Consider the following 26,864-nt stretch of genomic DNA (forward strand, 5'->3'; position numbering starts at 1 on the left):
GTTTCCCCCATGATTTCTGAACAAACCAGAGCGCGCTTCGACCGCGAAGTCGCCAAATACCCCGCGGACCAGAAACAGTCGGCCGTCATGGCCTGCCTGACCGTCCTGCAGGAAGAGCACGGCTACGTGAGCGCCGAGAGCGAAAAAGTCGTGGCCGAATACCTCGGCATGGCGCCCATCGCCGTGCATGAAGTCACCACCTTCTACAACATGTACAACCAGCGCCCCGTTGGCAAGTACAAGCTCAACGTCTGCACCAACCTGCCTTGCCAGCTGCGCGACGGCGCCAAGGCGCTGAAGCACCTGGAGCACAAACTGGGCATCGCCATGGGCGAGACCAGTGCCGACGGCCTCTTCACGCTGCAGCAATCCGAATGCCTGGGCGCCTGCGCGGATTCCCCGGTGATGCTCGTCAATGACCTCACCATGTGCAGCTTCATGAGCAACGAGAAGCTGGACCAGCTCATCGAAGGCCTTCAATCCGCCGAGGCAAAGCAACCATGACGCTCGCACCCCTGAATCCCCACAGCGCAGCCGCGCAAAGCGTGCTGTCCCAGTTCTCGGCCACCGGCGTGCAGACCTGCTTTCACGGCCGGCACATCAACCCGCAAATTCTGGCTGACCTCGACGGCAGCAACTGGCGCCTCAAGGATTACGAAGCCCGTGGCGGCTACCAGGCCCTGCGCAAGATCCTGAAACAGGATGGCGGCGAGGGCATGACGCCCGACCAGGTCATCGCTGAAGTCAAGGCCGGCAGCTTGCGCGGCCGCGGCGGCGCGGGTTTCCCGACCGGGCTCAAGTGGAGCTTCATGCCGCGCCAGTTCCCGGGCCAGAAATACCTGGTCTGCAACTCGGATGAGGGTGAGCCGGGCACCTGCAAAGATCGCGACATCATGCAGTACAACCCGCACAGCGTGATCGAGGGCATGGCGATCGCCGCCTACGCCATGGGCATCAGCGTGGGTTACAACTACATTCACGGCGAAATCTTCGCGACCTACCAGCGCTTTGAAGAAGCCCTGGAAGAAGCACGCGCTGCCGGCCTGCTGGGCGACAACATTTTCGGCAGCGGTTACAGCTTTCAGCTCCACGCCTCGCACGGTTTCGGCGCCTACATCTGCGGCGAAGAAACCGCGCTGCTCGAATCGCTCGAAGGCAAAAAAGGCCAGCCGCGCTTCAAGCCGCCGTTCCCGGCCAGCTTCGGTCTCTATGGCAAGCCCACCACCATCAACAACACCGAGACCTTTGCGGCCGTGCCCTGGATCATCCGCAACGGCGGCCAGGCCTACCTTGAATGCGGCAAGCCCAACAACGGCGGCACCAAGATCTATTCGGTTTCGGGCGACGTCGAGCTGCCCGGCAACTACGAAGTACCCATGGGCACGCCGTTCTCCAGGCTGCTCGAACTCGCCGGCGGCGTGCGCAAGGGTCGCACACTCAAGGCCGTGATTCCCGGTGGGTCGTCGGCGCCCGTGTTGCCGGCTTCCATCATGATGGAATGCACCATGGACTACGACTCCATCGCCAAGGCCGGCTCCATGCTGGGCTCGGGTGCGGTGATCGTGATGGACGACAGCCGCTGTATGGTCGAGTCGCTTAAGCGCCTGTCCTACTTCTACATGCACGAATCCTGCGGCCAATGTACCCCCTGCCGCGAAGGCACGGGCTGGCTCTGGCGCGTCGTGGACCGCATCCACAACGGCCACGGCAAACAAACCGACATGGACCTGCTCAACTCGGTGGCTGACAACATCCAGGGCCGCACCATCTGCGCGCTGGGCGACGCTGCGGCCATGCCGGTGCGCGCCATGATCAAGCATTTCCGCCATGAGTTTGAAGCCATGATCAAGACGCCAGCCCCTCAGGCTCCCACATCCCAGGCTTCGGCTGCTGCGCAAGCCTGAGTAGCGGAAAGAAAAAAATATGGTTGAAATAGAACTCGACGGCCAGAAGGTGGAAGTGCTGGAAGGCAGCACGGTGATGCATGCGGCCGAAAAAGCCGGCACCTACATTCCGCACTTCTGCTATCACAAGAAACTCAGCATTGCCGCCAACTGCCGCATGTGCCTGGTCGACGTGGAGAAGGCGCCCAAGCCCATGCCGGCCTGCGCTACGCCCGTCACGCAAGGCATGATCGTGCGCACCAAGAACGACAAAGCCATCAAGGCCCAGAAGGGCGTGATGGAGTTCCTGCTGATCAATCACCCGCTGGACTGCCCGATCTGCGATCAGGGCGGCGAGTGTCAGTTGCAGGATCTTGCCGTAGGTTACGGCGGCAGCGAATCGCGCTACGAAGAAGAAAAGCGCGTGGTCTTCCACAAGGACGTCGGCCCGCTGATTTCCATGCAGGAAATGAGCCGCTGCATCCATTGCACGCGCTGCGTGCGCTTCGGCCAGGAAGTGGCCGGCGTGATGGAACTCGGCATGTCGCATCGCGGCGAACACGCCGAGATCGAAACCTTCGTCGGCATGTCGGTGGATTCCGAGCTGTCCGGCAACATGATCGACATCTGCCCGGTTGGCGCGCTGACCAGCAAGCCTTTCCGCTACAGCGCCCGTACCTGGGAGCTGTCGCGCCGCAAGTCGGTCAGCCCGCACGATTCGACCGGTGCCAACCTGATCGTCCAGGTCAAGAGCAACAAGGTCATGCGTGTCGTGCCCCTGGAGAACGAAGACGTCAACGAATGCTGGATCGCCGATCGCGACCGCTTTTCGTATGAAGCCCTCAACGGCGATGAGCGCCTGACCAGCCCCATGCTCAAGCAAGGCGGCGAATGGAAAACCGTCGACTGGCAGACCGCCCTTGAATACGTGGCCAACGGCCTCAAGCAGATCAAGGCCGATCACGGCGCCGGCAGCATCGGTACTCTGGCTAGCCCGCACAGCACGCTCGAAGAGCTGTACCTGGCCGCCTCCCTGATGCGCGGCCTGGGCAGCGAGAACATCGATTACCGCCTGCGCAACGCCGAGTTCGCCCCGCCCTCGGCCATCCGCTGGCTGGGCACCTCCATCGCCTCGCTGTCGCAGCTGCAGCGCGTGCTGGTGGTCGGGTCTAACCTGCGCAAGGACCATCCGCTGTTCGCGCAGCGCATACGTCAGGCTGTCCGCAAGGGCGGGGCGTTGAGCGCCATTAACTCCGCCGCCGAACTGGCAAACGCCGACGCGTGGGCCATGCCTGTCGCCAATAGGCTGCTGGCAGCGCCCGAAGCCTGGACCCAGTCCCTGGCCGATGTGGCGGCAGCGATTGCCGCCGACAAAGGCGTCACGGCGCCGGCCGTCGGCCAGGCCACCGATGCCGCCAAGGCCATCGCCAAGTCCCTGCAGGGCGGCGAGCGCAAAGCCATCCTGCTGGGCAACGCCGCAGCGCACCATGCCAACGCTTCCAGCCTGCTGGCGCTTGCCAACTGGATAGGCGCGCAGACCGGCGCCACCGTGGGTTACCTGACAGAAGCCGCCAATACCGTGGGTGCCCAACTGGCCGGCGCCTTGCCTGCCGGCAAGGGCCTGAATGCCGGTCAGATGCTGGGCGGCCAGCTCAAGGCCGTGATTCTGCTCAACAACGAACCCGAGTTTGACTCGGCTGCCGGCGCCAGTGCCAAGTCTTCGCTCAACGCCGCACAGATGGTCGTGACGCTGAGCCCTTTCAAGGCCAACATGGGCTTCAGCGATGTGCTGCTGCCGATTGCGCCTTTCACCGAAACGCCCGGCACCTTTGTGAACGCCGAGGGCCGCGTGCAAAGCTTTCACGCCGTCGTCAAGCCGCTGGGCGATACCCGTCCGGCCTGGAAGGTGCTGCGCGTGCTCGCCAACGTGCTGGGCTTGCCCGGCTTTGATTTCGAATCCTCGCAGGACGTACTCAAGCAGGTCGCGGGTGCCGATGCGGCGCAGCTTCCCGCGGACAAGCTCGGCAACAGCACCCAGGCCGCTGTCGACCTGTCGGCCGCTATCGTCCAGGTGCCTGCGGTGGCCAGCATTTACCAGCTCGACGGGCTGGTCAGGCGCGCGACATCGCTGCAGCTGACGGCGGATGCCCGCCAGGCCGCCGGCCTCGAAGCCAGGCTCGAAGGAGTGACGGCATGATTGATGGAATCTTCGCCTTCGGCCAGGGTTTGATGGGCGGCATCTGGCCAGCCACGGTGTGGCCAGTGTTGTGGACGCTCATCAAAATCGTCTGCGTGCTGTTGCCGCTGATGGGTCTGGTGGCCTACCTCACCTTGTGGGAACGCAAGGCCATCGGCTTCACCCAGATTCGCCTGGGCCCCAACCGGGTCGGGCCTTTCGGCCTGCTGCAGCCGATTGCCGATGCGCTCAAGCTGCTGACCAAGGAAATCATCATCCCCACGGCAGCCAGCAAGGGCCTGTTTGTGCTCGGCCCCATCATGACCATCATGCCGGCCCTGGCCGCCTGGGCCGTGATTCCCTTCGGGCCCGAGATCGCGCTGGCCAACATCAATGCAGGCTTGCTATTCCTGATGGCTATTACCTCACTCGAGGTCTATGGCGTGATCATCGCGGGATGGGCTTCGAACTCCAAATACGCCTTTCTGGGCGCCATGCGCGCTTCGGCGCAAATGGTCAGCTATGAAATCGCGATGGGCTTCTGCCTGGTGGTGGTGCTCATGGTGTCGGGCAGTCTCAACATGACAGACATCGTGATGAGCCAGGGCAAGGGCACGCTGGCCAGCCATGGCTGGACTTTCCTGTCCTGGAACTGGCTGCCACTGCTGCCGATCTTTGTCGTGTACTTCATCTCCGGCCTGGCTGAGACCAACCGCCACCCCTTCGACGTCGTCGAAGGCGAGTCCGAAATCGTGGCTGGCCATATGGTCGAGTACTCGGGCATGGCTTTCGCGATGTTCTTTCTCGCTGAATACGCGAACATGTGGCTGGTCGCCATCCTGGCCGTGCTGCTGTTCCTGGGCGGATGGCTGCCGCCTGTTGAAGCCCTGAGCTTCATCCCCGGCTGGATCTGGCTAGGCGCCAAGACCTTTGTGGTCGTCACCATGTTCCTGTGGGTGCGCGCCACCTTCCCGCGCTTTCGTTATGACCAGATCATGCGTTTGGGTTGGAAGATTTTTATCCCCGTGACCCTGGTCTGGCTGGTGGTCGTCGGGGCCTGGATGCAGACGCCGTACAACATCTGGAAGTGACTATGAGCCCCCACGTTCGCTCACTTCGTGTAGCTCTCTGCCCCCCGAGGGGGCCGCTGCGCCTGCGGTCTGGCAAAGCCAGTCCCGCGGCCCCTGCTTGCATCAACGCATCGCCGGCAAGCTCCACTTCCGCAGGAAATTGATATGTCCACCGTAGCTTCCATCAAAGACTTTGCGTCGAGCTTCATGCTCACCGAGCTGTTCAAGGGCATGGCCCTGACTGGCAAGTACATGTTCAGCCGCAAGATCACGGTCCAGTTCCCTGAGGAAAAAACCCCGCTGAGCCCGCGTTTTCGCGGCCTGCACGCGCTGCGCCGTTATGAAAACGGCGAAGAGCGCTGCATCGCCTGCAAGCTCTGCGAAGCGGTGTGCCCGGCCATGGCCATCACCATCGAATCTGACGTGCGCGAAGACGGCAGCCGCCGCACCTCGCGCTACGACATCGACCTGACCAAATGCATCTTCTGCGGTTTCTGCGAAGAAAGCTGCCCGGTCGACTCCATCGTCGAGACTCACATCTTTGAATACCACGGCGAAAAACGCGGTGACCTGTATTTCACCAAAGAGATGCTGCTGGCCGTGGGTGACCGGTATGAATCCGAAATCGCCGCCAGTCGCGCGGCTGACGCCAAGTACCGCTGAATCCCAAGCCGCTGGCTCAAGAAAGAATCCACAACAACATGGACGCTAAAACAGGTCTTTTTTATGTTTTTGCCGCGGTGCTGCTGTTTGCAGCATTCAAGGTGATTACCGCGCGCAACCCCGTGCATGCGGCGCTGTACCTCGTGCTGGCATTTTTCCAGGCATCCGCCGTCTGGATTCTGCTCAAGGCCGAGTTCCTGGCCATCACGCTGGTGCTGGTTTATGTGGGCGCCGTGATGGTGCTGTTCCTGTTCGTCGTGATGATGCTGGACATCAACATCGACAGTGTGCGAAAAGGTTTCTGGAAGCACTTCCCGCTGGCCGGCTCCGTGGGGGCCATCATCGCGCTGGAAATGTCCTATGTGCTGATGGGTGGCTTCCGTGAACCCCCGAAAGCTGCAACTGCGGCGGGTCAGATCGGCGCGCAGGTCTCCAATACCAAGGAACTCGGCAAGCTGCTGTACTCGGAATACCTCTATCCACTGGAAGTTGCCGCGGTGATCCTGCTGGTGGCCATCATTGCCGCCATCGCGTTGACCTTGCGTGCGCGCAAGGACTCCAAATACCAAAATCCTTCAGAGCAGATCCGGGTTAAGCGCGCGGACCGCGTCAGCTTGGTCAAGATGAAATCCGTCGTGGCCGCACCGGTTGCCGCGACCGCTACAACCGCCGTTCCCGCCGAGGAGAAGAAAGCATGACTCTCACCCTGGGACATTTTCTTTCGCTGGGCGCAATGCTGTTCGCGCTGTCGGTCATCGGCATCTTCCTGAACCGCAAAAACCTGATCGTGCTGCTGATGGCCATCGAACTCATGCTGCTGGCGGTCAACATGAACTTCGTGGCCTTCTCGTACTACCTGAATGACATGGCTGGTCAGGTTTTTGTGTTCTTTATCCTGACCGTCGCGGCGGCTGAATCGGCCATCGGCCTGGCCATCCTGGTGCTGCTGTTCCGCAACAAGTCCAGCATTAACGTAGACGAACTCAATACGCTCCAGGGCTAATGATGACGCTCCCCCCCGAAGCGGCCTTCGGCCGCCTCCCCCTCAAGGGGGCGCCGCTGACGGTCCGGCAAAGCCGGTTCCGTGGCGGCCTTGGCATGGCTTCCTTGTTTGCCTGCGTAACTTGCTTGGCGGAAAAAAACTAATATGGCATCCACCCTCAACGCTTCAACTCTGCTGGCCGTTCCGTTGGCACCCCTGGCCGGCGCCCTGGCGGCCGGTATCCTCGGCACCTCTTTTGGCGGCAACTGGATAGGCCGTCGCCTGTCGCACACCCTCACCATCCTCGGCGTGCTGGTGGCCTTCATCATTTCGGCAATGACGCTCAAGAGCGTGGCCATCGATGGCGCGCGCTTCAACGAGACGCTCTACACCTGGATGAACGTCGGCGGCCTGAAGATGGAAATCGGCTTCCTGGTTGACGGCCTCACGGCCATGATGATGTGCGTGGTGACCTTTGTGTCGCTCATGGTGCACATCTACACCATAGGCTACATGGAAGAAGACGAGGGCTACAACCGCTTCTTTGCCTACATCTCGCTGTTCACCTTCTCCATGCTGATGCTGGTGATGAGCAACAACATGCTGCAGCTGTTTTTCGGCTGGGAAGCCGTGGGCCTGGTGTCTTACCTGCTGATCGGCTTCTGGTTCAACAAGCCGACCGCCATCTTCGCGAACATGAAGGCCTTCCTCGTCAACCGCGTGGGCGACTTCGGTTTCATCCTCGGCATTGGCCTGATCGCTGCCTATGCCGGCACACTGAACTACGGTGAGGCCTTTGCCAAGGCCGGCGAGCTTTCCAAGCTGAGCTTCCCGGGCACCGGCTGGATGCTGGTAACCGTGATCTGCATCTGCCTCTTCATTGGCGCCATGGGCAAGTCGGCGCAATTCCCTTTGCACGTCTGGTTGCCGGATTCCATGGAAGGCCCAACCCCGATCTCCGCGCTGATTCACGCGGCAACCATGGTGACGGCCGGCATCTTCATGGTGGCGCGCATGTCACCGCTGTTTGAGCTCAGCGATACCGCGCTCAGTTTCATCATGGTGATTGGCGCCATCACGGCCTTGTTCATGGGTTTCCTCGGCATCATCCAGAACGACATCAAGCGCGTGGTTGCGTATTCCACACTCTCGCAGCTGGGTTACATGACGGTGGCGCTGGGCGCCTCGGCCTATTCTGTCGCGGTGTTCCATCTGATGACGCACGCTTTCTTCAAGGCGCTGCTGTTCCTGGCCGCCGGCTCGGTCATCATCGGCATGCACCACAACCAGGACATCCGCTGGATGGGCGGCGTGCGCAAGTACATGCCTATCACCTGGATCACCTCACTGCTGGGTACACTGGCCCTTATAGGCACGCCTTTGTTCGCGGGGTTCTACTCCAAGGACAGCATCATTGAAGCCGTGCATGAAAGCCATCTGGCAGGCGCCGGCTTTGCCTACTTCGCGGTGCTGGCGGGCGTTTTTGTGACGGCCTTCTATTCATTCCGCCTGTATTTTCTGGTGTTCCACGGCAAGGAACGTTTTGACCAGAACCCCGATGCGCACCACCATGGCCACGACGATCACGGCCACCATGACGAGCATCATGAGCCGCACGAGTCCCCCTGGGTCGTGACAGTGCCGTTGATCCTGCTGGCGATCCCGTCCGTGGTCATCGGCTTTATGACGATTGAGCCCATGCTGTACGGTGACTTCTTCAAGGATGCCATCCTGGTGAATCTCGAAAAACATCCCGCCATGGAAGAGCTGAAGCGGCTGTTCCACGGTCCGGCCCAGATGGCCTTGCACGGGCTGACGGCTGCGCCGTTCTGGCTGGCCTTGTCGGGCTCGGTGCTGGCCTGGTACATGTACATGATCAACCCGGCCCTGCCGGCCGCGATCAAGCGCATGTGCATGCCAGTCTTCACGTTGCTCGAGAACAAGTACTACCTTGACTGGTTCAATGAGAACGTATTGGCCCGGGGCACGCGCGCACTTGGTACCGCACTCTGGAAGGGCGGCGACCAGAAGCTGATCGATGGCGCGCTGGTCAACGGTTCATGGAAGCTGGTTGGCTGGGTTTCCGGCATGGTGCGCCGGCTGCAGTCCGGCTACATCTACCACTATGCCTTCGGCATGATCATTGGCGTGTTTGTGTTGATGACGTATTTCGTCTGGCTCAATCGCTGATCAGTTCAACAAAATCAAGGAAGAACAAGAATGGGTTTGTTGAGTCTTGCGATCTGGACGCCGATTGTTTTCGGTGTGGTTCTGCTGGCACTGGGCCGTGACGAGCAGGCGCGCAGCGTTCGCTGGGTCGCGCTGATAGGCGCGGTCGTCAGCTTCCTGGTGACGTTGCCTTTGTACAGCGGTTTTCAGCTGGATACGTCGGCCATGCAGTTTGTCGAAAAGGGCAGCTGGATCCAGCGGTTTAATGTCAACTACCACGTGGGTGTTGACGGCATTTCGCTGTGGTTTGTGCTGCTGACGGCTTTCATCAATGTGGTCGTCATCATCGCCAGCTGGGAAGCCATCACCACGCGCGTGAACCAGTACATGGCTTCTTTCCTGATCCTCAGCGGACTCATGATTGGCGTGTTTGCGGCACTGGACGGCATTCTGTTTTACGTGTTCTTTGAAGCCACGCTGATCCCGATGTACCTGATCATCGGCATCTGGGGCGGTCCCAACAAGATCTATGCGGCCTTCAAGTTTTTCCTGTACACCTTGCTCGGCTCCCTGCTGATGCTGGTGGCACTGATCTTCCTGTACAACAAGTCGGGCGGCAGCTTCGACATCCTGACCTGGCACAAGCTGCCTCTGGGCAGCACGGTGCAGACATTGCTGTTCTTCGCCTTCTTCGCAGCCTTTGCCGTCAAAGTGCCGATGTGGCCAGTCCACACCTGGCTGCCCGATGTGCACGTTGAGGCCCCCACAGGTGGTTCGGCCGTGCTGGCCGCCATCATGCTGAAGCTGGGCGCTTACGGTTTCCTGCGCTTCTCGATGCCTATCGCTCCGGATGCTGCGCATGAATGGTCCTGGCTGATGATTGCCCTGTCCTTGATTGCTGTCATCTATGTTGGTTTGGTTGCACTGGTGCAGCAGGACATGAAAAAGCTGGTGGCTTATTCGTCTGTGGCCCACATGGGCTTTGTCACCCTGGGCTTTTTCATCTTCAACGACCTGGGCGTTTCCGGCGGCATCGTGCAGATGATCGCCCACGGCTTTGTGTCGGGCGCGATGTTCCTGTGCATTGGTGTACTGTACGACCGCGTCCATTCGCGCGAAATTGCCAGCTACGGCGGCGTGGTGAACACCATGCCCAAGTTTGCGGCCTTTGCCCTGCTTTTTGCCATGGCCAACTGCGGCCTGCCGGCCACAGCCGGTTTCGTCGGCGAGTGGATGGTGATTCTGGGTGCGGTCAAATACAACTTCTGGATAGGCGGCGCGGCAGCGACGGCGCTCATATTTGGCGCAGCCTACACCCTGTGGATGTACAAGCGCGTTTACCTGGGCCCCGTGGCCAATGACGACGTCAAGGCACTCGTCGACATCAACAGCCGCGAATTCCTGATGCTGGCGTTGTTGGCTATCGCTGTGCTGTACATGGGCATCTATCCCAAGCCGTTTACCGATGTGATGAATACTTCAGTGGCGGACCTGCTCAAGCATGTCGCAGCCTCCAAACTGAACTGAAGATGAACTGAAGCAACTACAAAGAATTCAGATGATTGACAAACTCTCCTGGATCACGGTTTATCCGGAAATCGTCCTCCTGACCATGGCCTGCGTGATTGCGCTGGTGGATCTGGGCGTCAAGACGCCGCAGCGTACGCTGACCTACGTGCTCACGCTGTTGACCCTGGCCGTCGTGGCGGCCATGGAGGCTGCCTACGCCTCTGGAGGCCAGACCTTCTATGGTTTCGGCAACATGGTTGTCAGCGACCCCATGGGCGGCTGGCTCAAGTGCTTTGCCTGTATCACCGTGATGATTACGCTGGTCTATGGCCGCCCTTACGCGGCAGATCGCGACATGTTGCGCGGCGGTGAATTCTTCACGCTGAGCCTGTTCGCGCTGCTGGGCATGTTCGTCATGATCTCGGGCCACAACTTCCTGGTGATCTACATGGGCCTGGAATTGCTGACCCTGTCCAGCTATGCGCTGGTGGCCCTGCGTCGCGACAACGCCACTGCCACCGAAGCCGCCATGAAGTACTTCGTGCTGGGCGCGCTGGCTTCGGGTTTCCTGCTGTATGGTCTTTCGATGCTGTACGGCGCGACCGGCTCCCTGGACCTCAACGAGGTGTTCAACGCGATTGCCAGCCGCCAGGTCAAGCATCAGGTACTGATTTTCGGCTTGGTCTTCATCGTGGCTGGCCTGGCCTTCAAACTGGGCGCTGTGCCTTTCCATATGTGGCTGCCTGACGTCTACCAGGGTGCGCCTACAGCCGTGACCCTCCTGATCGGTGGAGCGCCGCAGCTCGCGGCCTTCGCTATCTGTATCCGCCTGCTGGTCGAAGGCCTGTTGCCGCTGGCAATTGACTGGCAGCAGATGCTGGGATTGATGGCGATCGGCTCGCTGCTGGTGGGCAATCTGGCCGCAATTGCGCAGTCCAACCTCAAACGCATGCTGGCGTTCTCCACCATCTCGCAAATGGGTTTCCTGTTGCTCGGCCTGCTGGCCGGCGTGGTCAACGGCAACCAGCTCAACACCGAATCGGCCTACAGCGCAGCGATGTTCTATGCCCTGACTTATGTGCTCACCACCCTGGGTGCTTTCGGCATCATCATGCTGCTGGCACGCGCCGGGCACGAGTCCGAAGAGATCGTCGATCTGGCCGGCCTGAACCAGCGCAGCCCGTTGTACGCCGGCGTGATGGCCATCAGCATGTTCTCGCTGGCCGGCCTGCCGCCGCTGGTGGGGTTTTATGCCAAGTTGTCCGTCCTGCAGGCGCTGATTTCCTCGCAACAAACCAGCTACATTGTGCTGGCCGTTTTTGCGGTGATCATGTCGCTGGTGGGCTCCTTCTATTACTTGCGTGTGGTCAAGGTCATGTACTTTGATGCACCCTTGGCCCATAACGCCCAGCCGGTTTCTGCGCCGGCAGATGCCAAGGCAGTGCTGGCCATCAATGGTGCGCTCATCCTGATCCTGGGCATCATGCCTGGCGGTTTGATGACCCTGTGCGCGCAGTCCATCAGCAGCATCGTCAAATCACTGGGTAGCTGACCCCTGCCATGACCCAAACTGCTTCAGTCTGGCTGGTCGTGCTGCTGGCCTTGCTGGCAGCCAACCTGCCTTTCATCAGCAATCGCCTGTTCGCGGTCTACGCGCTCAAGTTGCCGAAAAACCTGGCGATCAGGGCCGCAGAGCTGGTGGTCTGGTACCTGGTTGTCGGCGGTCTGGGTTTATACCTTGAGCAGCGGAGCGGCCAGATTGCACCGCAAGGCTGGGAGTTTTATGCCATCACCGGCACGCTCTTCATCACCTTTGCGTTTCCCGGATTCACCTGGCGCTACCTGTTCAAGCACCGTCCATGAGCACATCTTCCGGTCCTGATCAAGCCGGTGCAATTGCCGACGCGCACCTCGTCGAGACCTGCATCGACTCGGTCGAGATCCTGAGAGGGAATTTCCTGCATGCCTTGCGTGATACCGTCAGGCTGCCCGACGGCAAGCAGGCAACGCGCGAATACGTCATTCACTCCGGTGCCGTGATGGTCGTGGCGCAACTGGACGACGGGCGTCTGGTGCTGGAGCGCCAGTACCGCTACCCCATGCGTTCCGTGATGGTGGAGTTTCCCGCGGGCAAGCTCGATCCGGGCGAAGGCTCGCTGGCCTGCGCCCAGCGTGAACTGCTGGAGGAAACCGGTTACACCGCGCGTGAGTGGGCGAGGGCAGGCGTGCTGCATCCGGTGATCTCCTATTCCACCGAATTTATTGACATCTGGTTTGCGCGCGGGTTGACCCCCGGCCAGCGCAAGCTGGATGCCGGGGAGTTTCTGGACGTCTTTACGGCAACACCCGCTGAGCTTCTTGCCTGGTGTGCCAGCGGCGAGGTCACGGATGCAAAAACATTGACAGGCGCCCTGTGGCTGCAAAACGTGCTGTCCGGCGCGTGGGCTTTGGACTGGCAAGCTGCAACAGCCTGATCCCCCGGCGATAATCCGGCCATGAAAGTCCTGAATCTCCAGTGTGCGCACCAGCATTCATTTGAAGGCTGGTTTGCGTCCGAGGACGACTTCCAGGCCCAGCTGTCGCGCGGCCTGATCGAATGCCCGATGTGCGCCGACAAAAGCATCCAGAAACTTCCCAGTGCACCACGCCTCAACCTGGGCGGCCATGACATCGTAAGCGCAGGCAGCCGGGCTGCTGCGTCTTCACAAGTTGCCATTCCGAACCCGGCGCGGGGCGCCGAAGGCGAGGCCACCGCCATGGCGGGTATACCGGCCGCAAAGAGTCACGCAGAGCAGGCCGCGTTCCTGAAGGCCTTGCGTCATGTGATGGCGCATACCGAAGATGTCGGAAGCCAGTTTGCGGATCAGGCCCGCCGCATGCACTATGGCGAACTTGAGGCGCGCAGCATTCGCGGCCAGGCCAGTGTGCGCGAAGCTGTGGAGCTGATCGAGGAAGGCATAGACGTTATGCCTTTGCCCTTGCCGGCGGCGGTCAAGGAAACACTTCAGTAAAGCGATTTCCCGCAGCCTGTCAGGGATTCAACTCTTCAACAGAGATTTCTCCATACAGGCTCAGAAGTCGCTGGTCGCCCAGAATGTAGTCACGCATACGCCGTACGACCAGGCTTTTCCACTCCGAAAACCACGGGATGGTTGTCACGCCTTTAAATTCATTGGGTAGCAGAGCCTTATAAGTGAGGCGGCCATTTTCACCAGTTTGCTCCTTAACGTAGAAGTACGCTTCTCTCTTGAAATACACATCGGCTCCAGCTTCTTTGTAAATGAGGCAGAAGTCATTCGAGTCGTTTCGTATCATGGCTGGTGAAACGTACTCGATGGAGAATTCGGTGCTTTGCATGGATTGCCTGATCCTGAGTGAGCGGGTGAGCCGAACTTCCTGGCGCCGGCCAGGCACTGGAGGTCATGGTGTGCGGGCCATGGTAATTGAGGTCACCCATAACGCGTGGCCGCTTAAAAAAGCGGCGGCACCCGAGAGTATCGCCGCTTCATGGCTATCGTTGCTTCTGCCGACTCTCAGGGCAGTACCGGATCAAGGATACAGGCCGCGCAACTCGCGCGTGTGCAGGATTCGCTTGCAGGCCACGATGAAGGTGGCGGTACGCAGGCTGACCTTCTGGTCTTGCGCCACGGCCCAAACACCGGCAAAGGCGTCTTTCATGATTTTCACCAGGCGCTTGTTGATTTCTTCTTCGTCCCAGAAGAAGCTGGAAAAATCCTGCACCCATTCAAAGTAGCTGACGGTCACGCCACCGGCGTTGGCGATCACGTCCGGCAGCACCAGCACGTTGCGGTCATGCAGGATGTCGTCGGCGGCGGGCGTGGTCGGGCCGTTCGCGCCTTCAATGATCATGCGCGCCTTGATGCGGCCGGCATTGGCCGCCGTGATCTGCTGCTCAAGTGCGGCCGGGATCAGGATGTCGCACTCCACGTCCCAGAACGCGTCGTTGGCAATGACTTCGGCTTCGGTGAATCCGGCCACGCTGCCGTTGGCTTCTACGTGCCGCAGCAACGCGGGCACATCAAGGCCGGCTTCGCGGTAAATCGTGCCGCCATGGTCTTGCACCGCGACCACGCGTGCACCGGTTTCGGCAAACAGTTTGCCCGCCACACCGCCCACATTGCCAAAGCCCTGCACGGCGACCCGTGCGGTACTGATATCGAGGCCGATGTGCTTGGCCGCTTCGGTGCCCACGGTGAATACGCCGCGCCCCGTGGCTTCACGCCGGCCCAGCGAGCCGCCCAGATCGACCGGCTTGCCCGTGACAACGCCGGTTGAAGTAGAGCCGGTGTTCATCGAGTAGGTGTCCATCATCCACGCCATGATCTGGTCGTTGGTGTTGACGTCCGGCGCCGGGATGTCCTTGTTGGGGCCGATGATGATGCCGATTTCGCTGGTGTAGCGGCGCGTCATGCGTTCCAGCTCGCCACGCGAAAGCTTCTTCGGGTCAACGCGGATACCGCCTTTGGCACCGCCGTAAGGCACGTTCACCGCCGCGTTCTTGACCGACATCCAGGCCGACAGTGCCATCACTTCAGACAGTGTGACGTCCTGGTGAAAACGCACGCCGCCCTTGCCTGGGCCGCGCGAAACGTTGTGCTGCACACGGTAGCCTTCAAAGTGCGCCACGGTGCCGTCGTCCATGTGAATCGGCACGTCCACGATCAGCACACGCTTGGGCCGCTTCAGGGTTTCAGCCCAGCGCGCCAGGCTGCCCAGGTGGGGAATGACGCGGTCTACCTGCTGCAGGTAGTTGCCCCAAGGGCCCAGGTTGTCCGCCTGCAGGTAAGAGGGAAGCGGGTGAGACCCGGCAGGGGTGGAAACGGAAGAGGCGGCTGCGTGTGACATTGAAAAAGCTCCTTGTGGGATTTCTTGCGGGAAAGTCTGCGGGAAGAATCAATGCACGGAGCTTAAGAGCCCCGGTCTAAATAGTCCAAGGCATTGTTGAGCAAAATCTATGCAAATAATGCATATCACTGATTTTTGATGGCCGCCGGAGCTGCGGCGAAAGCCGGGAAGCCCGCACATGCCAAGGCCGTCACACCGTGAATTGCAATGCCGCCAGCCGCGCATAAACGCCCCCGCGGTTCACCAGCTCGGCATGTGTGCCTTGCTCCACCAGCTGTCCATGGTCCAGCACCAGGATGCGGTCAGCCTGCTGCACAGTGGCCAGCCGGTGCGCAATCACCAGCGTCGTGCGGTCCTTCATGGCCGACTCCAGGGCCGCCTGCACCATGCGTTCGCTTTCGGCATCGAGCGCGCTGGTCGCTTCATCCAGCAGCAGCAGCGGGGCGTTTTTCAGCATCGCCCGGGCAATCGCAATGCGCTGGCGCTGGCCGCCGGAAAGCCGCACGCCGCGCTCCCCCAGGAAGGTGTCGTAGCCTTCGGGAAGGGCTGTGATGAACTCATGTGCGAAGGCCGCCCTGGCCCCTGCACGGGTCTCTTCATCAGTGGCTTCAGGTTTGCCGTAGCGGATGTTCTCCAGCGCGCTGGTCGAGAAGATGACAGCGTCCTGCGGCACGATGCCGATGCGCTGCCGCAAATCATGCAGCGCCATGTCGGCAGTGCGCACGCCATCCAGTTCGATGCGGCCTGAAGCCGGGTCGTAAAACCGCAGCAGCAGCTGGAACACCGTACTCTTGCCCGCGCCGCTGGGCCCCACGATGGCCACCGTTTCGCCGGGCGCCACGCTCAGGGAAAAGTTTGTCAGCGCTGCCTGCGCAGGCCGCGACGGGTAGTGAAATGTCACGGCATCAAATTTGACCGCGCTGCCGGCCCGCGTGACTTGTGCGGGAACCGGTTTGGCCGGTGATGCCACGGGTGAACGCGACGTCAGTAGCTCCATCAGCCGCTCGGTGGCGCCGGCCGCCCGCAGCAGGTCGCCATAGACCTCGCCCAGCACGGCCGCCGCGCTGGCCAGGATGATCACGTAAACAACCGTCTGCCCCAGGTGGCCCGCCGTGATGTCGCCCCGCATCACCGCCTGCGTGCCCTGGTACAGGCCCCACAGCAACGCCGCCGACGTAGCGATGATGATGAAGGCCACCAGCACCGAGCGCGCCCTGGTGCGGCGAATCGCGGTATTGAAGGCATTGGTGGTTGACGCATCAAAGCGCGCGGCCTCGCGGCCTTCAGCGGTGTAGCTTTGCACCACCGGGATGGCGTTAAGCACTTCGGCCGCTATCGCGCTGGAGTCTGCCACGCGGTCCTGGCTGGCGCGCGACAGCTTGCGCACACGCCGGCCAAACCAGACCGAGGGCGCCACGATCAGCACCAGCACCACCAGTACCTGCACCATGAGGTAAGGGTTGGTATAGACCAGCATGCCCAGCGCGCCCACGCCCATGACTGCATTGCGCAGGCCCATGCTGAGCGAGGAGCCCACCACCGTTTGCACCAGTGTCGTGTCCCCTGTCAGGCGCGAGAGCACTTCGCCGGTTTGCGTGGTTTCAAAAAACTCGGGGCTTTGCCGCACCACATGCGCGTAGACAGCATTGCGCAGGTCTGCCGTCACACGCTCGCCCAGCCAGCTCACCATATAGAAGCGGCCTGCCGAAAAAAGGCCCAGCGCCGCCGCCACGCCAAACAGTTCAAAGAAATGGGTGCGCAGCGCCATCAGCTGCTGGCCCTTGTCCGCCGCGCTGAGCCCGCCGTCGATCAGGCTGCGCAGGGCCAGCGGAAACACCAGCGTGGCAACGGCCGCCATCACCAGGAAAAACATCGCCAGAACAATCCGCCCCCGGTAGGGACGCAGGAAGGGAACGAGGCCGGAGAGGGAGCGGGGCGCGCCTTTGGGCGCGTTGGAAAGGGAGGAAGTAGCCATGCGGGGAGTTTAGCCATAAAAGATGTCTGTACAAACACAGCCTTGACAATGTTTGTCTAGGCATGTATTATTCGTGTCCATGAAATCCGAATCCACCCGTCCGCCAGCGACCTCAATTCCTTCAACTCCCTTGTGCGGGTTGCCGGCCGAGTTTTATTGCGCGACCGATTACGACGCCGGACAAAGCACCGGTGCGCTGATGCGCCAGATTCTCAACAGCGTCTCCCAGCAGGTCACGCGTGAACTGGAGCCCCAGGGCCTCACCAACGCTCAGTGGGTGCCCATGCTCAAGATCTACCTCGGCAAGGCCTCCACGGTGGCAGAACTCGCCCGTGTCTGCCAGCTCGACGCCGGTTCCATGACCCGCCTGCTCGACAGGCTCGAAGCCAAGGGCTTTTGCCGCCGCATCCGCTCCAGCGAAGACAGGCGCGTGGTCAACATCGAACTGACGCCCGAAGGCCGCGAAGCGGCGAAAGAAATCCCCGCGGTGCTCAGCCGTGTGCAAAACGCCCACCTGGCCGGCTTCACGGTCGAGGAGTGGCAAAACCTCAAAGGCTACCTGCGCCGCATTCTTGAAACAGCGCAGACCCTTCAAGCCCTTCAAGCAGCGAATGAAAAAGATGACAAATAACAGCAACACCCTCTGCAGCGCGTCCGCTTCTGTCTCGGCTTGCGTTTCGGTGAACCAGTCCGAACACGCCGAGCCGCGCCTGCCGCTCTGGCGCGCCTCTTTCCGCATGGCCCTGGTGGCCGCCGCCAGCGTGGTGGCTGTGGGCCTGATGGCAACCGGCCTCACCGGCTGTGCCGACATGTCGGGCATCGCGCCGCATTCCAGCCTGCGTGACGCGCCTTCGCTGGGCCTGGCTGCCGACACCGCCAGCCAAACGCCGGCCCAGGCGCCACTGGCCGCCGAATGGTGGCGCGAGTTTGGCGATGTGCAACTCAATAGCCTGGTTGACCAGGCCCTGCAAACCAGCCCGACCTTGAAGCTTGCGCAGGCCCGTCTGGCTCGCGCACTGGCAGTCACCGAGGTTGCCGATGCCGCCACGCTGCCGCAAGTCACCGGGCAACTGGACCTGACGCGCCAGCAATACACCGCCAATGGCGCAGTGCCCGCACCACTGGCAGGCTCCATCCGCAACAGCGGTACGGCGCAGCTCGCGGTGAGCTGGGAGCTTGATTTTTTTGGCAAGAACCGCGCCGCGCTGGATGCCGCGCTGGGCACCGCCAGTGCCGCTGAAGCAGACGCGCAGGCCGCACGCTTGCTGCTGGCCAGCAATGTGACCCGCACTTACTTTCAGCTGGTTCGCCTGAACGAGCAGGTCACGGTGGCCCGCCGAACGCTCGCCCAGCGTGAAGAAACCCTCAAGCTGGTGCGCGACCGCGTCGACGCCGGCCTGGACACCCGCCTGGAGCTGCGCCAGAGCGAAGGCGGCCTGCCCGAAGCGCGCCTGCAGCTCGAAACCCTGCAAGAGCAGATGGCGCTCACCCGCAATGCGCTCGACGCCCTCATTGGCAAGCCAAATGGCACTGCAGCCCTTTCCCTTCCTGCGCAAGCAGCTATCAAAAATGTAGCAACCGCCACGACCATTCCGGCCGACCTGCTGGGCCGGCGCGCCGACATTGCCGCCGCGCGGTGGCGCGTAGAGGCTTCGTCCAAAGACGTCGTCAACGCCAAAACCCAGTTCTATCCCAACGTCAACCTGGTCGCCTTCGCCGGTTTTTCCAGCATCGGCCTGGGCCGTTTGCTTGACTCGGGCAGCCAGCAGTGGGGCGTCGGGCCGGCCCTGCGCTTGCCGATTTTTGACGCCGGCCGGCTGCGCGCCAACCTGCGCAGCAAGACTGCCGACCTGGACGCCGCAGTCGAAAGCTACAACGCCGCCGTGATCGACGCGGTGCGCGATGTGGCCGACCAGGTGGCGTCATCGCAAGCCATCACGCGCCAGCAAACCGAACAGCGCGCCGCGCAGGAAGCCGCAGAAGGCGCCTATGACATCGCCGTGCAGCGCTACAAGGCCGGCCTGGGCACCTACCTCAATGTGCTGACCGCCGAAACCAGCGTGCTGGCCCAGCGCCGCCTGGCGGTAGACCTCTCGGCCCGCGCGCTCGACACGCAGGTCGCATTGATACGCGCCCTGGGCGGCGGCTACGGCAATCCCACGGCACAGGCGCCGCAAGCGCAGGGCGCTACAAAAACAATAGCTGCTGGCGCCCGTCCTGATTGGGCTGCAGCCGGTTTTAATTCTGAAAAAGTGCCTGCAGCGCATTAAGCGCCGGCTCAACGTCACGCAACGTCCCCGAATCAACCAACACCCGACACCATCATGAGCGACACAACATCTACCAACTCCCCAGCTTCCGATGCACCAGCACAGCCGCCCGCAGGAAACCCCAAACGCAAAAAGGCGCTGACGGCGCTTGCGGCCGTGGTGGTCGTTGCAGGGCTCGGCTGGTCTGCCTATGAATACCTGGTGGCCAGCCATTACGAGTCCACCGACAACGCCTATGTGCAGGGCAACGTGATCCAGATCACGCCGCAGATCGGCGGCACCGTCATGGCCATCATGGCCGACGACACCGACTTCGTGAAAGCCGGCCAGACGCTGGTACAGCTGGATCCGGCCGATGCCAAGGTCGCGCTGGAGCAGGCCGAGGCCGCACTGGCCCAGGCCGTGCGCCAGGTGCGCACGCTCTACGCCAACAACGGCACCTTGGCCGCGCAGATTGCCCTGCGCGACGCCGATGTGGTCAAGGCGCAAAGCGACATCGCCCGCGCCAGCGACGACCTGAACCGCCGCCAGTCGCTCACCGGCAACGGCGCAGTGTCCAAGGAAGAACTCAACCACGCGCAGACGCAGCTGGCCACCGCCAAAAGTGCGCTGACTGCGGCGCAGGCCGGTGTGGTCGCCGCACGTGAGCAGCTCACCAGCAACCAGGCCCTGACCGAAGGCACCAGCGTCGAGCAGCACCCCAGCGTGCAGGTTGCAGCCGCCCGGGTGCGCGAGGCCTACCTGGCCACACAGCGCGCCGCGCTGCTGGCGCCCGTGGACGGTTATGTGGCCAAGCGCACGGTGCAACTCGGCCAACGCGTGGCCGCCGGCGCGCCGATGATGTCCATCATCCCGCTCAACCAGGTCTGGGTCGACGCCAACTTCAAGGAAGTCCAGCTGCGCAACATCCGCATCGGTCAGCCCGTGACATTGGTAGCTGACCTGTATGGCAAGAAGGTGGAATACAAAGGCAAGGTGGCCGGCCTGGGCGTCGGCACCGGTGCGGCTTTCTCGCTGCTGCCCGCACAAAACGCCACCGGCAACTGGATCAAGGTGGTGCAGCGCGTTCCGGTGCGCATCGCGCTGGACGCCAAGCAGCTGGCCGACAACCCGCTGCGCGTGGGCTTGTCGATGGACGCCGAAGTGGACGTGAGCAGCAAGGACGGCAAGACGCTGGCCGATGCCCCGCGCGACGCCGCCCTGGCACACAGCCAGACTTACGGCACACCTGACGATGCCGCCGACAAGGATGTGCAGCGCGTCATTGCCGCCAACACCGGCAAATCCGTGAAGCTGGCCAAGCCCGCCGTCGCAGTCAGGCCGGCCTTGCCGCAGGGCGGCGCTGGTTCGCCCGCCCAGGCCGGCGCCGACGCGCAGCGCCTCGCGTTCAGCCACACGCTGTCGCTGGCTGGCAACCGCGTGGCGCCGTAAGTCACGGCTTCACACACAACCCGCACTTCCAGCCCGCGCAACCGCAGCGATCTCCCGTAGCGGTTTCCACCAGCCCCTTATTCGCAAGGCTTTCATGGCTTCCGCACCTGCTCCCGCCTCCGCCTATGTCCAGCCGCCACCGCTGACGGGCTCTGCCCGCCTGTGGGGCACGCTGGCCCTGTCGGCTGCGACTTTCATGAACGTGCTCGACACGTCCATCGCCAACGTGTCGCTGCCCGCGATTGCCGGCGACCTGGGCGTGAGCCCCAACCAGGGCACCTGGGTCATCACCAGCTTTGGCGTGGCCAACGCGATTGCCGTGCCGCTCACCGGCTGGCTGTCGCAGCGCTTCGGCCAGGTGCGGCTTTTCACCACCAGCGTCATCCTGTTTGTCATCACCTCATGGCTGTGCGGCCTGGCGCCCAACATGACCACGCTGATCTTTCTGCGCGTGCTGCAGGGCCTGGTGGCCGGGCCGATGATTCCGCTTTCACAGGCGCTGCTGCTGTCGAGCTACCCGAAAGCGCTGGCGGGGCTGGCCATGGCGCTGTGGTCCATGACAACGCTGATCGCGCCCGTCATGGGGCCGCTCTTAGGGGGATGGATCACTGACAACATTTCATGGCCCTGGATTTTTTACATCAACATCCCCGTCGGCTTCGGCGCTGCCTTCATCACCTGGAGCATCTTCAGGAAGCGCGAAAGCGTCACCCGAAAGCTGCCCATCGACTCGGTGGGGCTGGCGCTGCTGGTCATCTGGGTCGGCGCGCTGCAGATCATGCTCGACAAGGGCCAGGAGCTCGACTGGTTCCACTCTGGTGAAGTCATCGCGCTCGGCATCATCGCGCTGGTGGGCCTGATCGCCTTCGTGATCTGGGAGCTGACCGAAGAGCATCCGGTGGTCGACCTCACGCTTTTCAAGAAGCGCAATTTCTGGGCCGGCGCGCTGGCGCTGTCAGTGGGCTACGGACTTTTCTTCGGTAACGTCGTGCTGCTGCCGCTGTGGCTGCAGCAGTACATGGGCTACACCGCCACGCAGGCCGGCATGGTGCTGGCGCCTGTCGGCGCGTTTGCCCTGCTGTTGTCGCCCGTGGTCGGCAAGAACATTGCCAAGGTAGACCCACGCCGCTTCGCTGCGTTTGCCTTCATGGTGTTTGCGCTGGTGCTGTGGATGCGGTCCAACTTCAACACCCAGGCCGATTTCCGCACCATCATGATCCCGACCATCATCCAGGGCGTGGCCATGGCTTTCTTTTTCATTCCGCTGGTCACCATCACGCTGTCGGGCATCTCGCCCGACAAGATCCCCGCGGCATCCGGCCTGTCGAACTTCGTGCGCATCACGGCCGGCTCCTTCGGCACCTCGATTGCCACCACCATCTGGCAAGACCGCGCCGCCATGCACCACGCGCAAATCAGCGAATACGTGAACCAGGGCAGCACCGCCACCAACAGCGCCCTCACGGGCCTGGCCGGCGCGGGCCTCACGCCCGACCAGGCGCTGGGCACCATCAACCGCCTGGTCGACCAGCAGGCCTACATGCTCGCCGCCAACGACGTGTTTTATGCCTCCTCGCTGATCTTCCTGCTGCTGATTCCGCTGGTGTTTTTGACGCGGCATACCAAGGCGGGGGCGGGGAGTGCGGACGCCGCGGCCGGGGCGCACTGAAGCCTCTGGTCGGGGCTGAAACGAAGACGGCGCCTTGTGCGCCGTTTTGTTGTGCTATCAAATCAATAGCTGCTTTCGCTCGTCTGCATTGGTCTACGGGCATATTTCGTATCTAAAAGCAGCCCCAAAATGCTCAAAAATAAGGGATTTGACGCTGCCATGCCTCGCCAAGGCGCTGCAACCGCCTCCAAAGCGGTTTTGGCCTTTTTTTAGGTATCAAAACGGGCTGCAGCCCAATCCGAATGTGCGCGAGCAGCTATCAAATCAATAGCGCTTCAGGCGAGCAGAGCATCCAGCGGGCTGGCTGTACCGCCGGCGGCAACCTTCAGCACATGCGTATAAATCATCGTGGTGCTCACGTCGCTGTGGCCCAGCAGTTCCTGTACGGTGCGGATGTCGGTGCCGGACTGCAGCAAATGGGTCGCGAAGCTGTGTCGCAGGGTATGAACGGATACGGGCTTGACGATGCCAGCCAGCGCGACAGCTTTTTTGAGGCTGCGTTGCAAGCGTTCTTCAAAAAGATGATGGCGTCGCTCTACGCCGGTGCGTGGGTCAATAGAGGGTTTGGGTGCCGGAAACATCCAGAACCATCCCCAGGTCTGACCAAGCCGCGGGTATTTGAGTTCAAGGGCGTCGGGCACCTGCACGCCGCTGCGCTGAGCCTGCCGGTCCATTTCCCATGTTGCGCGGGCAGTCAGCATCTGCAGCCGAAGAGCCGGTGCGAGCGAGCGCGGCAGCATCACCACACGGTCCTTGTTGCCCTTGGCTTCGCGCACGATGATGACGTGGCGGTCAAAGTCCACATCCTTGACCCGCAAGCGCATTCCTTCCATCAGCCGCATGCCGGTGCCATAAAGCAGGCGTGCGAGCAGGGAAGTTTCGCCGTCCATCACGGCCAGGAGACTGGCGATTTCTTCCTTCGTCAGTACGGAAGGAATTCGGCGAACCCGATTGGGGCGATTGAGCTCCGTGAGCCAAGGCAAGTCTGCCTCCAGTACTTCACGGTACAAAAACAGCAGCGCGCTCAAAGCCTGGTTGTGGGTGGCGCTTGAAACTTTGCGCTCATTGGCCAGCATCGTGAGGAACGCCTCCAGCTCGCGTGCTCCCATGTCGCGCGGGTGCGTCATGTGGCCGTTGCGGCCATGCCATCGGACAAAAAAACGGACCCAATACAGGTAAGTTTTCTCGGTGCTAAGGCTATAGTGCAAATACCGAACCCGCTCCCGGACCTGATCCAGCAAGCGGGCAGACTGCAGTGGAGGATTGCGGGGTTTCACAGAATTTTTATATCTGTATGAAATTACAGTATATTTCTTTGAATCCCAGCATGCAAGCGGCTTACAGGAGGTTTTAATGTCCAGATTAGATTGCAAGCGCCAGGTTATACCGCAGGTTTTGCGGCATACATTACGTTATACGTCGTGAAGGCCACCATCCTATTCGCGTTGATCTCCGCAAGCGTGACCGCGTGCGTGTCTTTCAGCGGCAAGCCTGACGAGCGGCTCGATGGCGTGTGGGTATCCGATAGAGAAAGAACTCTGGCGAACATCGGTGCCAGTGATGTACCTGAAGAGCGTCTTCGGTTCCTGCGTGAGAATCTCGGCCAACTCCGGTACTGTTTCCGCGGAGACAAGACCGCAGCTTTCTTTCCTGGGACGTTAAAGCAAGATATCGAACTGGACACCTACTGGGCGACATCAGCGACGCCAACGTCAGTCGCTGTGAAAACTGGCCGCGGTGTCACCCGCACCCTTTATATGGGCTCGGATTGTTTTCGCCATGCAGTACCAGGATGGGGGTACGAAGAGTACTTCTGCCGGCGGCTTGGAATGGAGAACCCATGCGGATAGCAAGTCACCGCGCGACGTATAACCTATCATTCGAGCGGACCGCCTACGGCGGCCGCTCAATTTCACGTTAGACCGCAAATGAAGCGCACTTACACCAGACGATCACGAGCTGCGGCAAATGTGCTTTTGCTCGTCTTCCTGGGACTGCTTTTTATAAACGCCCGCGACGGGGGCTTGGGTGTCGCACTACTTGCACTCGCCATCGCCGGCCCGGCTATCTTGTACTACGGCTACTTCATCGCCTCGCAACATTGCGCAAAATGCCGCGAATCGATTGTTGTGCCGTACAGCTCGTATGAACCGGTGATGGTTTTTTTCGCGGTCGTAACGCCGTTTCGTGTCCCGTTGCAATGCCCCCACTGCAACGCAGTGACGCCTTGGACGCGAGAAGTTCAGAGCAAAAGTGATGATGCGGTCTAACGGGTTGCTCGTCACGGACACTCAGCAGCAGGTTGCCGCTGCGCGGCGCTTGCTGCGTGCCGGACAGCGCCAACGTTAAAGCTCAAGAAATGCATCGCGATTTGAAACTCACGCTGATTCTTACGCCGCTACTGGGGGTGCCACTCTTTCTAGCTTTGGCTTTTCTCTGGAATCCTCATGGAAGCTCGGGTTCGGAAGTTCTTGCTCTGATCGGCTGGGCTGGGATGCTCCCGTACCTGTATATCGCTTCCGAACTGAGAGCGGAGCTCGGCGCCCTCACGCTGCCATTGGCAATCCTTGCACAGCTTTGCTGGACAGCTGTCTTGGTCTACTCTGCGCTTCGTCTATACCGACTAGTGCGGTATGTCACTTCCGAATCTCATTGACAAGGAACGCTGTGCGCTTGAGCTCTAACATGTCAACCCACGCGGACACACAGCATAGGGCTGCGGCTTCGCCGCGTGTGTTGTGCGCCGGTGGTTTCCAACGTTAGGCAGCAGGAAATGCGCGCGCCCGGTCCTTCGAACAACATTACTCAGCTGGTCTTTTGTCGCGACAATGTTGATCCTGACGTCGTGACAAATCGGCTTCGATTGAATCCGTCTGAATCTCTAAGGCTCGGCGAACGCGCAGCGACCGGCGTTAGAGCGGGATCCGCATCGCCGGTTGGTTTATGGAAATTGGATCTGCCGGAGGCGGGCGAAGATCTCACGGTGGAACAGCAGTTGGAGAAGTGGGTCGTGCTCCTTCAGCCGAAGGCCGCAGCACTGAGTAGCTTGCGACTTGAGGGTTACGCACCTTACCTGGACTGCAGGGCAGAGCAAGGCTCTTTGTCGCTTTGCATCGCGCCTGGATTGCTCACTTCCCTTGGCGAACTGTGTGTCTCTCTTAGCATTTGGCTTTATGAACAACCTTAAAGGCCAGCTGCCTAACATGCCAATCGACACGGATCCACAACAGCACACGGCGGCTTCGCCGCAAGTTGTTGTGGTCCGGTCATCTTCACGTTAGGCGTCACATGGCACGTAAGCTTTTTATCCTCTTCGTAGTCATTGCGCTTGCGTGCCCGTTGGTGTTTGGCATTGGCTTACTGTTGTCGATCTTCATGCCAAATTGCACCTGGGCAGCCAGTGCGCCTGCTGGTGGCTGCTTTCTATTGGGCCTAAATCTCAACTGGTTCATAACCTTGTCTACTGTCGCATTCGTCGGGTCGTTTATTGCCGTTCCTATAGGCATAGTTGGTGCTGTCATTTCTCAACACTTCATACCTTCCCAAGGTAAGGCTCGTTTCACCCCAAGCAAATAAGAGCATCTTCAACCAAGTTCATCCTTTCGTGTCCACACTCGCGAGCGAGCGCTGGGTACACACAAACTAGTGCCTGCAGAGGCAAAATGACGCCTAACCATTCAATCGAGAGGACATGCCCCGGCAAGCCGGGTCGTGCCTCTCATCTCAAACGTTAAACAGCAATGGACAGTTCTTCTGCGCGCCACGTCCTGAACGGCGAAGAACCGGGCATTTCGGGCCAGGCTTGCACTGGCTTTTTCCTTCAACATTCCTATGCGGACGGACAGATCATTGATCAGGTAAACGTCGCGTATTTGAAATTTAAGGATCAGTGGTACCGGCTTTACTTCGAGGCTGGAACGATCTTCTGGCGGGTATCAGTTGCTCCGGCCATGGCGGAAAATTCAGACCTCCTCTCCGGGTTGCTGCTAAACGATTTGTCTGGAATGAGTACGGTTGTTGGCCAGACACTTGACTCGCTGAGCTATCTTGCCAACGATGCTGGCGATGTGGGGGCTTGTTTGGAATTTCGCAATGGAAAAGTTCTTCGCTTCTCCTATTTGGTCGAGTTAGACGCAACGCGTCTTGCTGCTTAACATGTCGATCGACACGGACCCACACCTACAGAAGGCGGCTCCGCCGC

The 26,864-nt window shown here is 60.9% G+C and carries 26 protein-coding genes; 22 read left to right on the forward strand and 4 right to left on the reverse strand.

Annotated features, from left to right (window positions below):
* The first annotated feature begins 9 nt into the window (after positions 1–9).
* The 13 genes from nuoE (at position 10) to AC1DVV_RS03085 (ending at position 13,463) form a co-directional block, all read left to right on the forward strand.
* A complete protein-coding gene (nuoE, locus tag AC1DVV_RS03025) occupies positions 10–504 on the forward strand; it encodes an NADH-quinone oxidoreductase subunit NuoE (protein WP_457279064.1) in 495 nt (164 codons plus the stop codon).
* Positions 501–1,904, forward strand: a complete 1,404-nt coding sequence (nuoF, locus tag AC1DVV_RS03030; protein WP_457279063.1) for an NADH-quinone oxidoreductase subunit NuoF — start codon at positions 501–503, stop codon at positions 1,902–1,904. Before nuoE ends, nuoF begins: the two co-directional genes overlap by 4 nt.
* Positions 1,905–1,923: 19 nt before the next feature.
* Entirely contained in the window at positions 1,924–4,080 is a 2,157-nt protein-coding gene (nuoG, locus tag AC1DVV_RS03035; RefSeq protein WP_477688870.1) for an NADH-quinone oxidoreductase subunit NuoG, read from the forward strand.
* The gene (gene nuoH, locus AC1DVV_RS03040; RefSeq protein WP_457279061.1) at positions 4,077–5,150 is read left to right on the forward strand and encodes an NADH-quinone oxidoreductase subunit NuoH; all 1,074 of its coding nucleotides are present in this window, start codon (positions 4,077–4,079) and stop codon (positions 5,148–5,150) included. Before nuoG ends, nuoH begins: the two co-directional genes overlap by 4 nt.
* 144 nt (positions 5,151–5,294) lie before the next feature.
* On the forward strand, positions 5,295–5,792 hold the full coding sequence (gene nuoI, locus AC1DVV_RS03045; protein ID WP_457279060.1) for an NADH-quinone oxidoreductase subunit NuoI: 498 nt from the start codon (positions 5,295–5,297) through the stop codon (positions 5,790–5,792).
* Between the two features lie 38 nt (positions 5,793–5,830).
* Positions 5,831–6,490, forward strand: coding sequence for an NADH-quinone oxidoreductase subunit J (locus AC1DVV_RS03050; protein WP_457306818.1), 660 nt, complete (start codon positions 5,831–5,833; stop codon positions 6,488–6,490).
* On the forward strand, positions 6,487–6,795 hold the full coding sequence (gene nuoK, locus AC1DVV_RS03055) for an NADH-quinone oxidoreductase subunit NuoK (RefSeq protein WP_007864437.1): 309 nt from the start codon (positions 6,487–6,489) through the stop codon (positions 6,793–6,795). Before AC1DVV_RS03050 ends, nuoK begins: the two co-directional genes overlap by 4 nt.
* 144 nt (positions 6,796–6,939) lie before the next feature.
* Positions 6,940–8,964, forward strand: a complete 2,025-nt coding sequence (gene nuoL, locus AC1DVV_RS03060) for an NADH-quinone oxidoreductase subunit L (RefSeq protein ID WP_457279058.1) — start codon at positions 6,940–6,942, stop codon at positions 8,962–8,964.
* A gap of 30 nt (positions 8,965–8,994) precedes the next feature.
* Positions 8,995–10,470: an NADH-quinone oxidoreductase subunit M gene (locus AC1DVV_RS03065; RefSeq protein WP_457279057.1), complete on the forward strand. Its 1,476-nt coding sequence runs from the start codon at positions 8,995–8,997 to the stop codon at positions 10,468–10,470.
* Positions 10,471–10,501: 31 nt separating this feature from the next.
* Positions 10,502–12,004 (forward strand): NADH-quinone oxidoreductase subunit NuoN, encoded by a 1,503-nt coding sequence (nuoN, locus tag AC1DVV_RS03070; protein ID WP_457279056.1) that lies wholly within the window; start codon positions 10,502–10,504, stop codon positions 12,002–12,004.
* An 8-nt stretch (positions 12,005–12,012) separates the two neighbouring features.
* On the forward strand, positions 12,013–12,315 hold the full coding sequence (locus AC1DVV_RS03075; RefSeq protein WP_457279055.1) for a DUF2818 family protein: 303 nt from the start codon (positions 12,013–12,015) through the stop codon (positions 12,313–12,315).
* Complete coding sequence (locus tag AC1DVV_RS03080; RefSeq protein ID WP_477701997.1) at positions 12,312–12,926, forward strand: NUDIX domain-containing protein; 615 nt, start codon at positions 12,312–12,314, stop codon at positions 12,924–12,926. The genes AC1DVV_RS03075 and AC1DVV_RS03080 overlap by 4 nt, the downstream gene beginning before the upstream one ends.
* A 21-nt stretch (positions 12,927–12,947) precedes the next feature.
* Positions 12,948–13,463: a DUF1178 family protein gene (locus AC1DVV_RS03085; protein WP_457279053.1), complete on the forward strand. Its 516-nt coding sequence runs from the start codon at positions 12,948–12,950 to the stop codon at positions 13,461–13,463.
* Between the two features lie 19 nt (positions 13,464–13,482).
* On the opposite strand, the gene AC1DVV_RS03090 is transcribed toward AC1DVV_RS03085, so the two are convergent.
* The 3 genes from AC1DVV_RS03090 to AC1DVV_RS03100 all read right to left on the reverse strand — a co-directional run bounded on the left by AC1DVV_RS03090 (position 13,483) and on the right by AC1DVV_RS03100 (position 17,293).
* On the reverse strand, positions 13,483–13,809 hold the full coding sequence (locus AC1DVV_RS03090) for a hypothetical protein (protein WP_457279052.1): 327 nt from the start codon (positions 13,807–13,809) through the stop codon (positions 13,483–13,485).
* Between the two features lie 192 nt (positions 13,810–14,001).
* Positions 14,002–15,318: a Glu/Leu/Phe/Val family dehydrogenase gene (locus AC1DVV_RS03095; protein ID WP_457279051.1), complete on the reverse strand. Its 1,317-nt coding sequence runs from the start codon at positions 15,316–15,318 to the stop codon at positions 14,002–14,004.
* A gap of 190 nt (positions 15,319–15,508) precedes the next feature.
* Entirely contained in the window at positions 15,509–17,293 is a 1,785-nt protein-coding gene (locus AC1DVV_RS03100) for an ABC transporter transmembrane domain-containing protein (protein WP_477707106.1), read from the reverse strand.
* A gap of 79 nt (positions 17,294–17,372) precedes the next feature.
* Here AC1DVV_RS03100 and AC1DVV_RS03105 point away from each other — a divergent pair, with 79 nt between their 5' ends.
* The 4 genes from AC1DVV_RS03105 (at position 17,373) to AC1DVV_RS03120 (ending at position 22,663) form a co-directional block, all read left to right on the forward strand.
* Complete coding sequence (locus AC1DVV_RS03105) at positions 17,373–17,924, forward strand: MarR family winged helix-turn-helix transcriptional regulator (RefSeq protein ID WP_477667748.1); 552 nt, start codon at positions 17,373–17,375, stop codon at positions 17,922–17,924.
* Between the two features lie 106 nt (positions 17,925–18,030).
* Positions 18,031–19,563, forward strand: coding sequence for an efflux transporter outer membrane subunit (locus AC1DVV_RS03110; protein ID WP_477702008.1), 1,533 nt, complete (start codon positions 18,031–18,033; stop codon positions 19,561–19,563).
* 54 nt (positions 19,564–19,617) lie between these two features.
* Positions 19,618–20,994, forward strand: a complete 1,377-nt coding sequence (locus AC1DVV_RS03115) for an EmrA/EmrK family multidrug efflux transporter periplasmic adaptor subunit (protein ID WP_477701999.1) — start codon at positions 19,618–19,620, stop codon at positions 20,992–20,994.
* A gap of 94 nt (positions 20,995–21,088) precedes the next feature.
* Complete coding sequence (locus tag AC1DVV_RS03120) at positions 21,089–22,663, forward strand: DHA2 family efflux MFS transporter permease subunit (protein ID WP_477648140.1); 1,575 nt, start codon at positions 21,089–21,091, stop codon at positions 22,661–22,663.
* Between the two features lie 275 nt (positions 22,664–22,938).
* On the opposite strand, the gene AC1DVV_RS03125 is transcribed toward AC1DVV_RS03120, so the two are convergent.
* A complete protein-coding gene (locus AC1DVV_RS03125) occupies positions 22,939–23,940 on the reverse strand; it encodes an integron integrase (protein WP_477686691.1) in 1,002 nt (333 codons plus the stop codon).
* Positions 23,941–24,084: 144 nt separating this feature from the next.
* Here AC1DVV_RS03125 and AC1DVV_RS03130 point away from each other — a divergent pair, with 144 nt between their 5' ends.
* The 5 genes from AC1DVV_RS03130 (at position 24,085) to AC1DVV_RS03150 (ending at position 26,817) form a co-directional block, all read left to right on the forward strand.
* Positions 24,085–24,513 (forward strand): hypothetical protein, encoded by a 429-nt coding sequence (locus AC1DVV_RS03130; protein ID WP_477702000.1) that lies wholly within the window; start codon positions 24,085–24,087, stop codon positions 24,511–24,513.
* Between the two features lie 78 nt (positions 24,514–24,591).
* Positions 24,592–24,933 (forward strand): hypothetical protein, encoded by a 342-nt coding sequence (locus AC1DVV_RS03135; RefSeq protein ID WP_477702001.1) that lies wholly within the window; start codon positions 24,592–24,594, stop codon positions 24,931–24,933.
* 503 nt (positions 24,934–25,436) lie between these two features.
* Entirely contained in the window at positions 25,437–25,850 is a 414-nt protein-coding gene (locus AC1DVV_RS03140; RefSeq protein WP_477702002.1) for a DUF4279 domain-containing protein, read from the forward strand.
* Between the two features lie 101 nt (positions 25,851–25,951).
* Entirely contained in the window at positions 25,952–26,239 is a 288-nt protein-coding gene (locus tag AC1DVV_RS03145) for a hypothetical protein (protein WP_477707107.1), read from the forward strand.
* Positions 26,240–26,403: 164 nt separating this feature from the next.
* The gene (locus tag AC1DVV_RS03150; RefSeq protein ID WP_477686693.1) at positions 26,404–26,817 is read left to right on the forward strand and encodes a hypothetical protein; all 414 of its coding nucleotides are present in this window, start codon (positions 26,404–26,406) and stop codon (positions 26,815–26,817) included.
* Positions 26,818–26,864 lie beyond the last annotated feature (47 nt).

The organism is Polaromonas sp. P3_B4 (assembly GCF_056402835.1).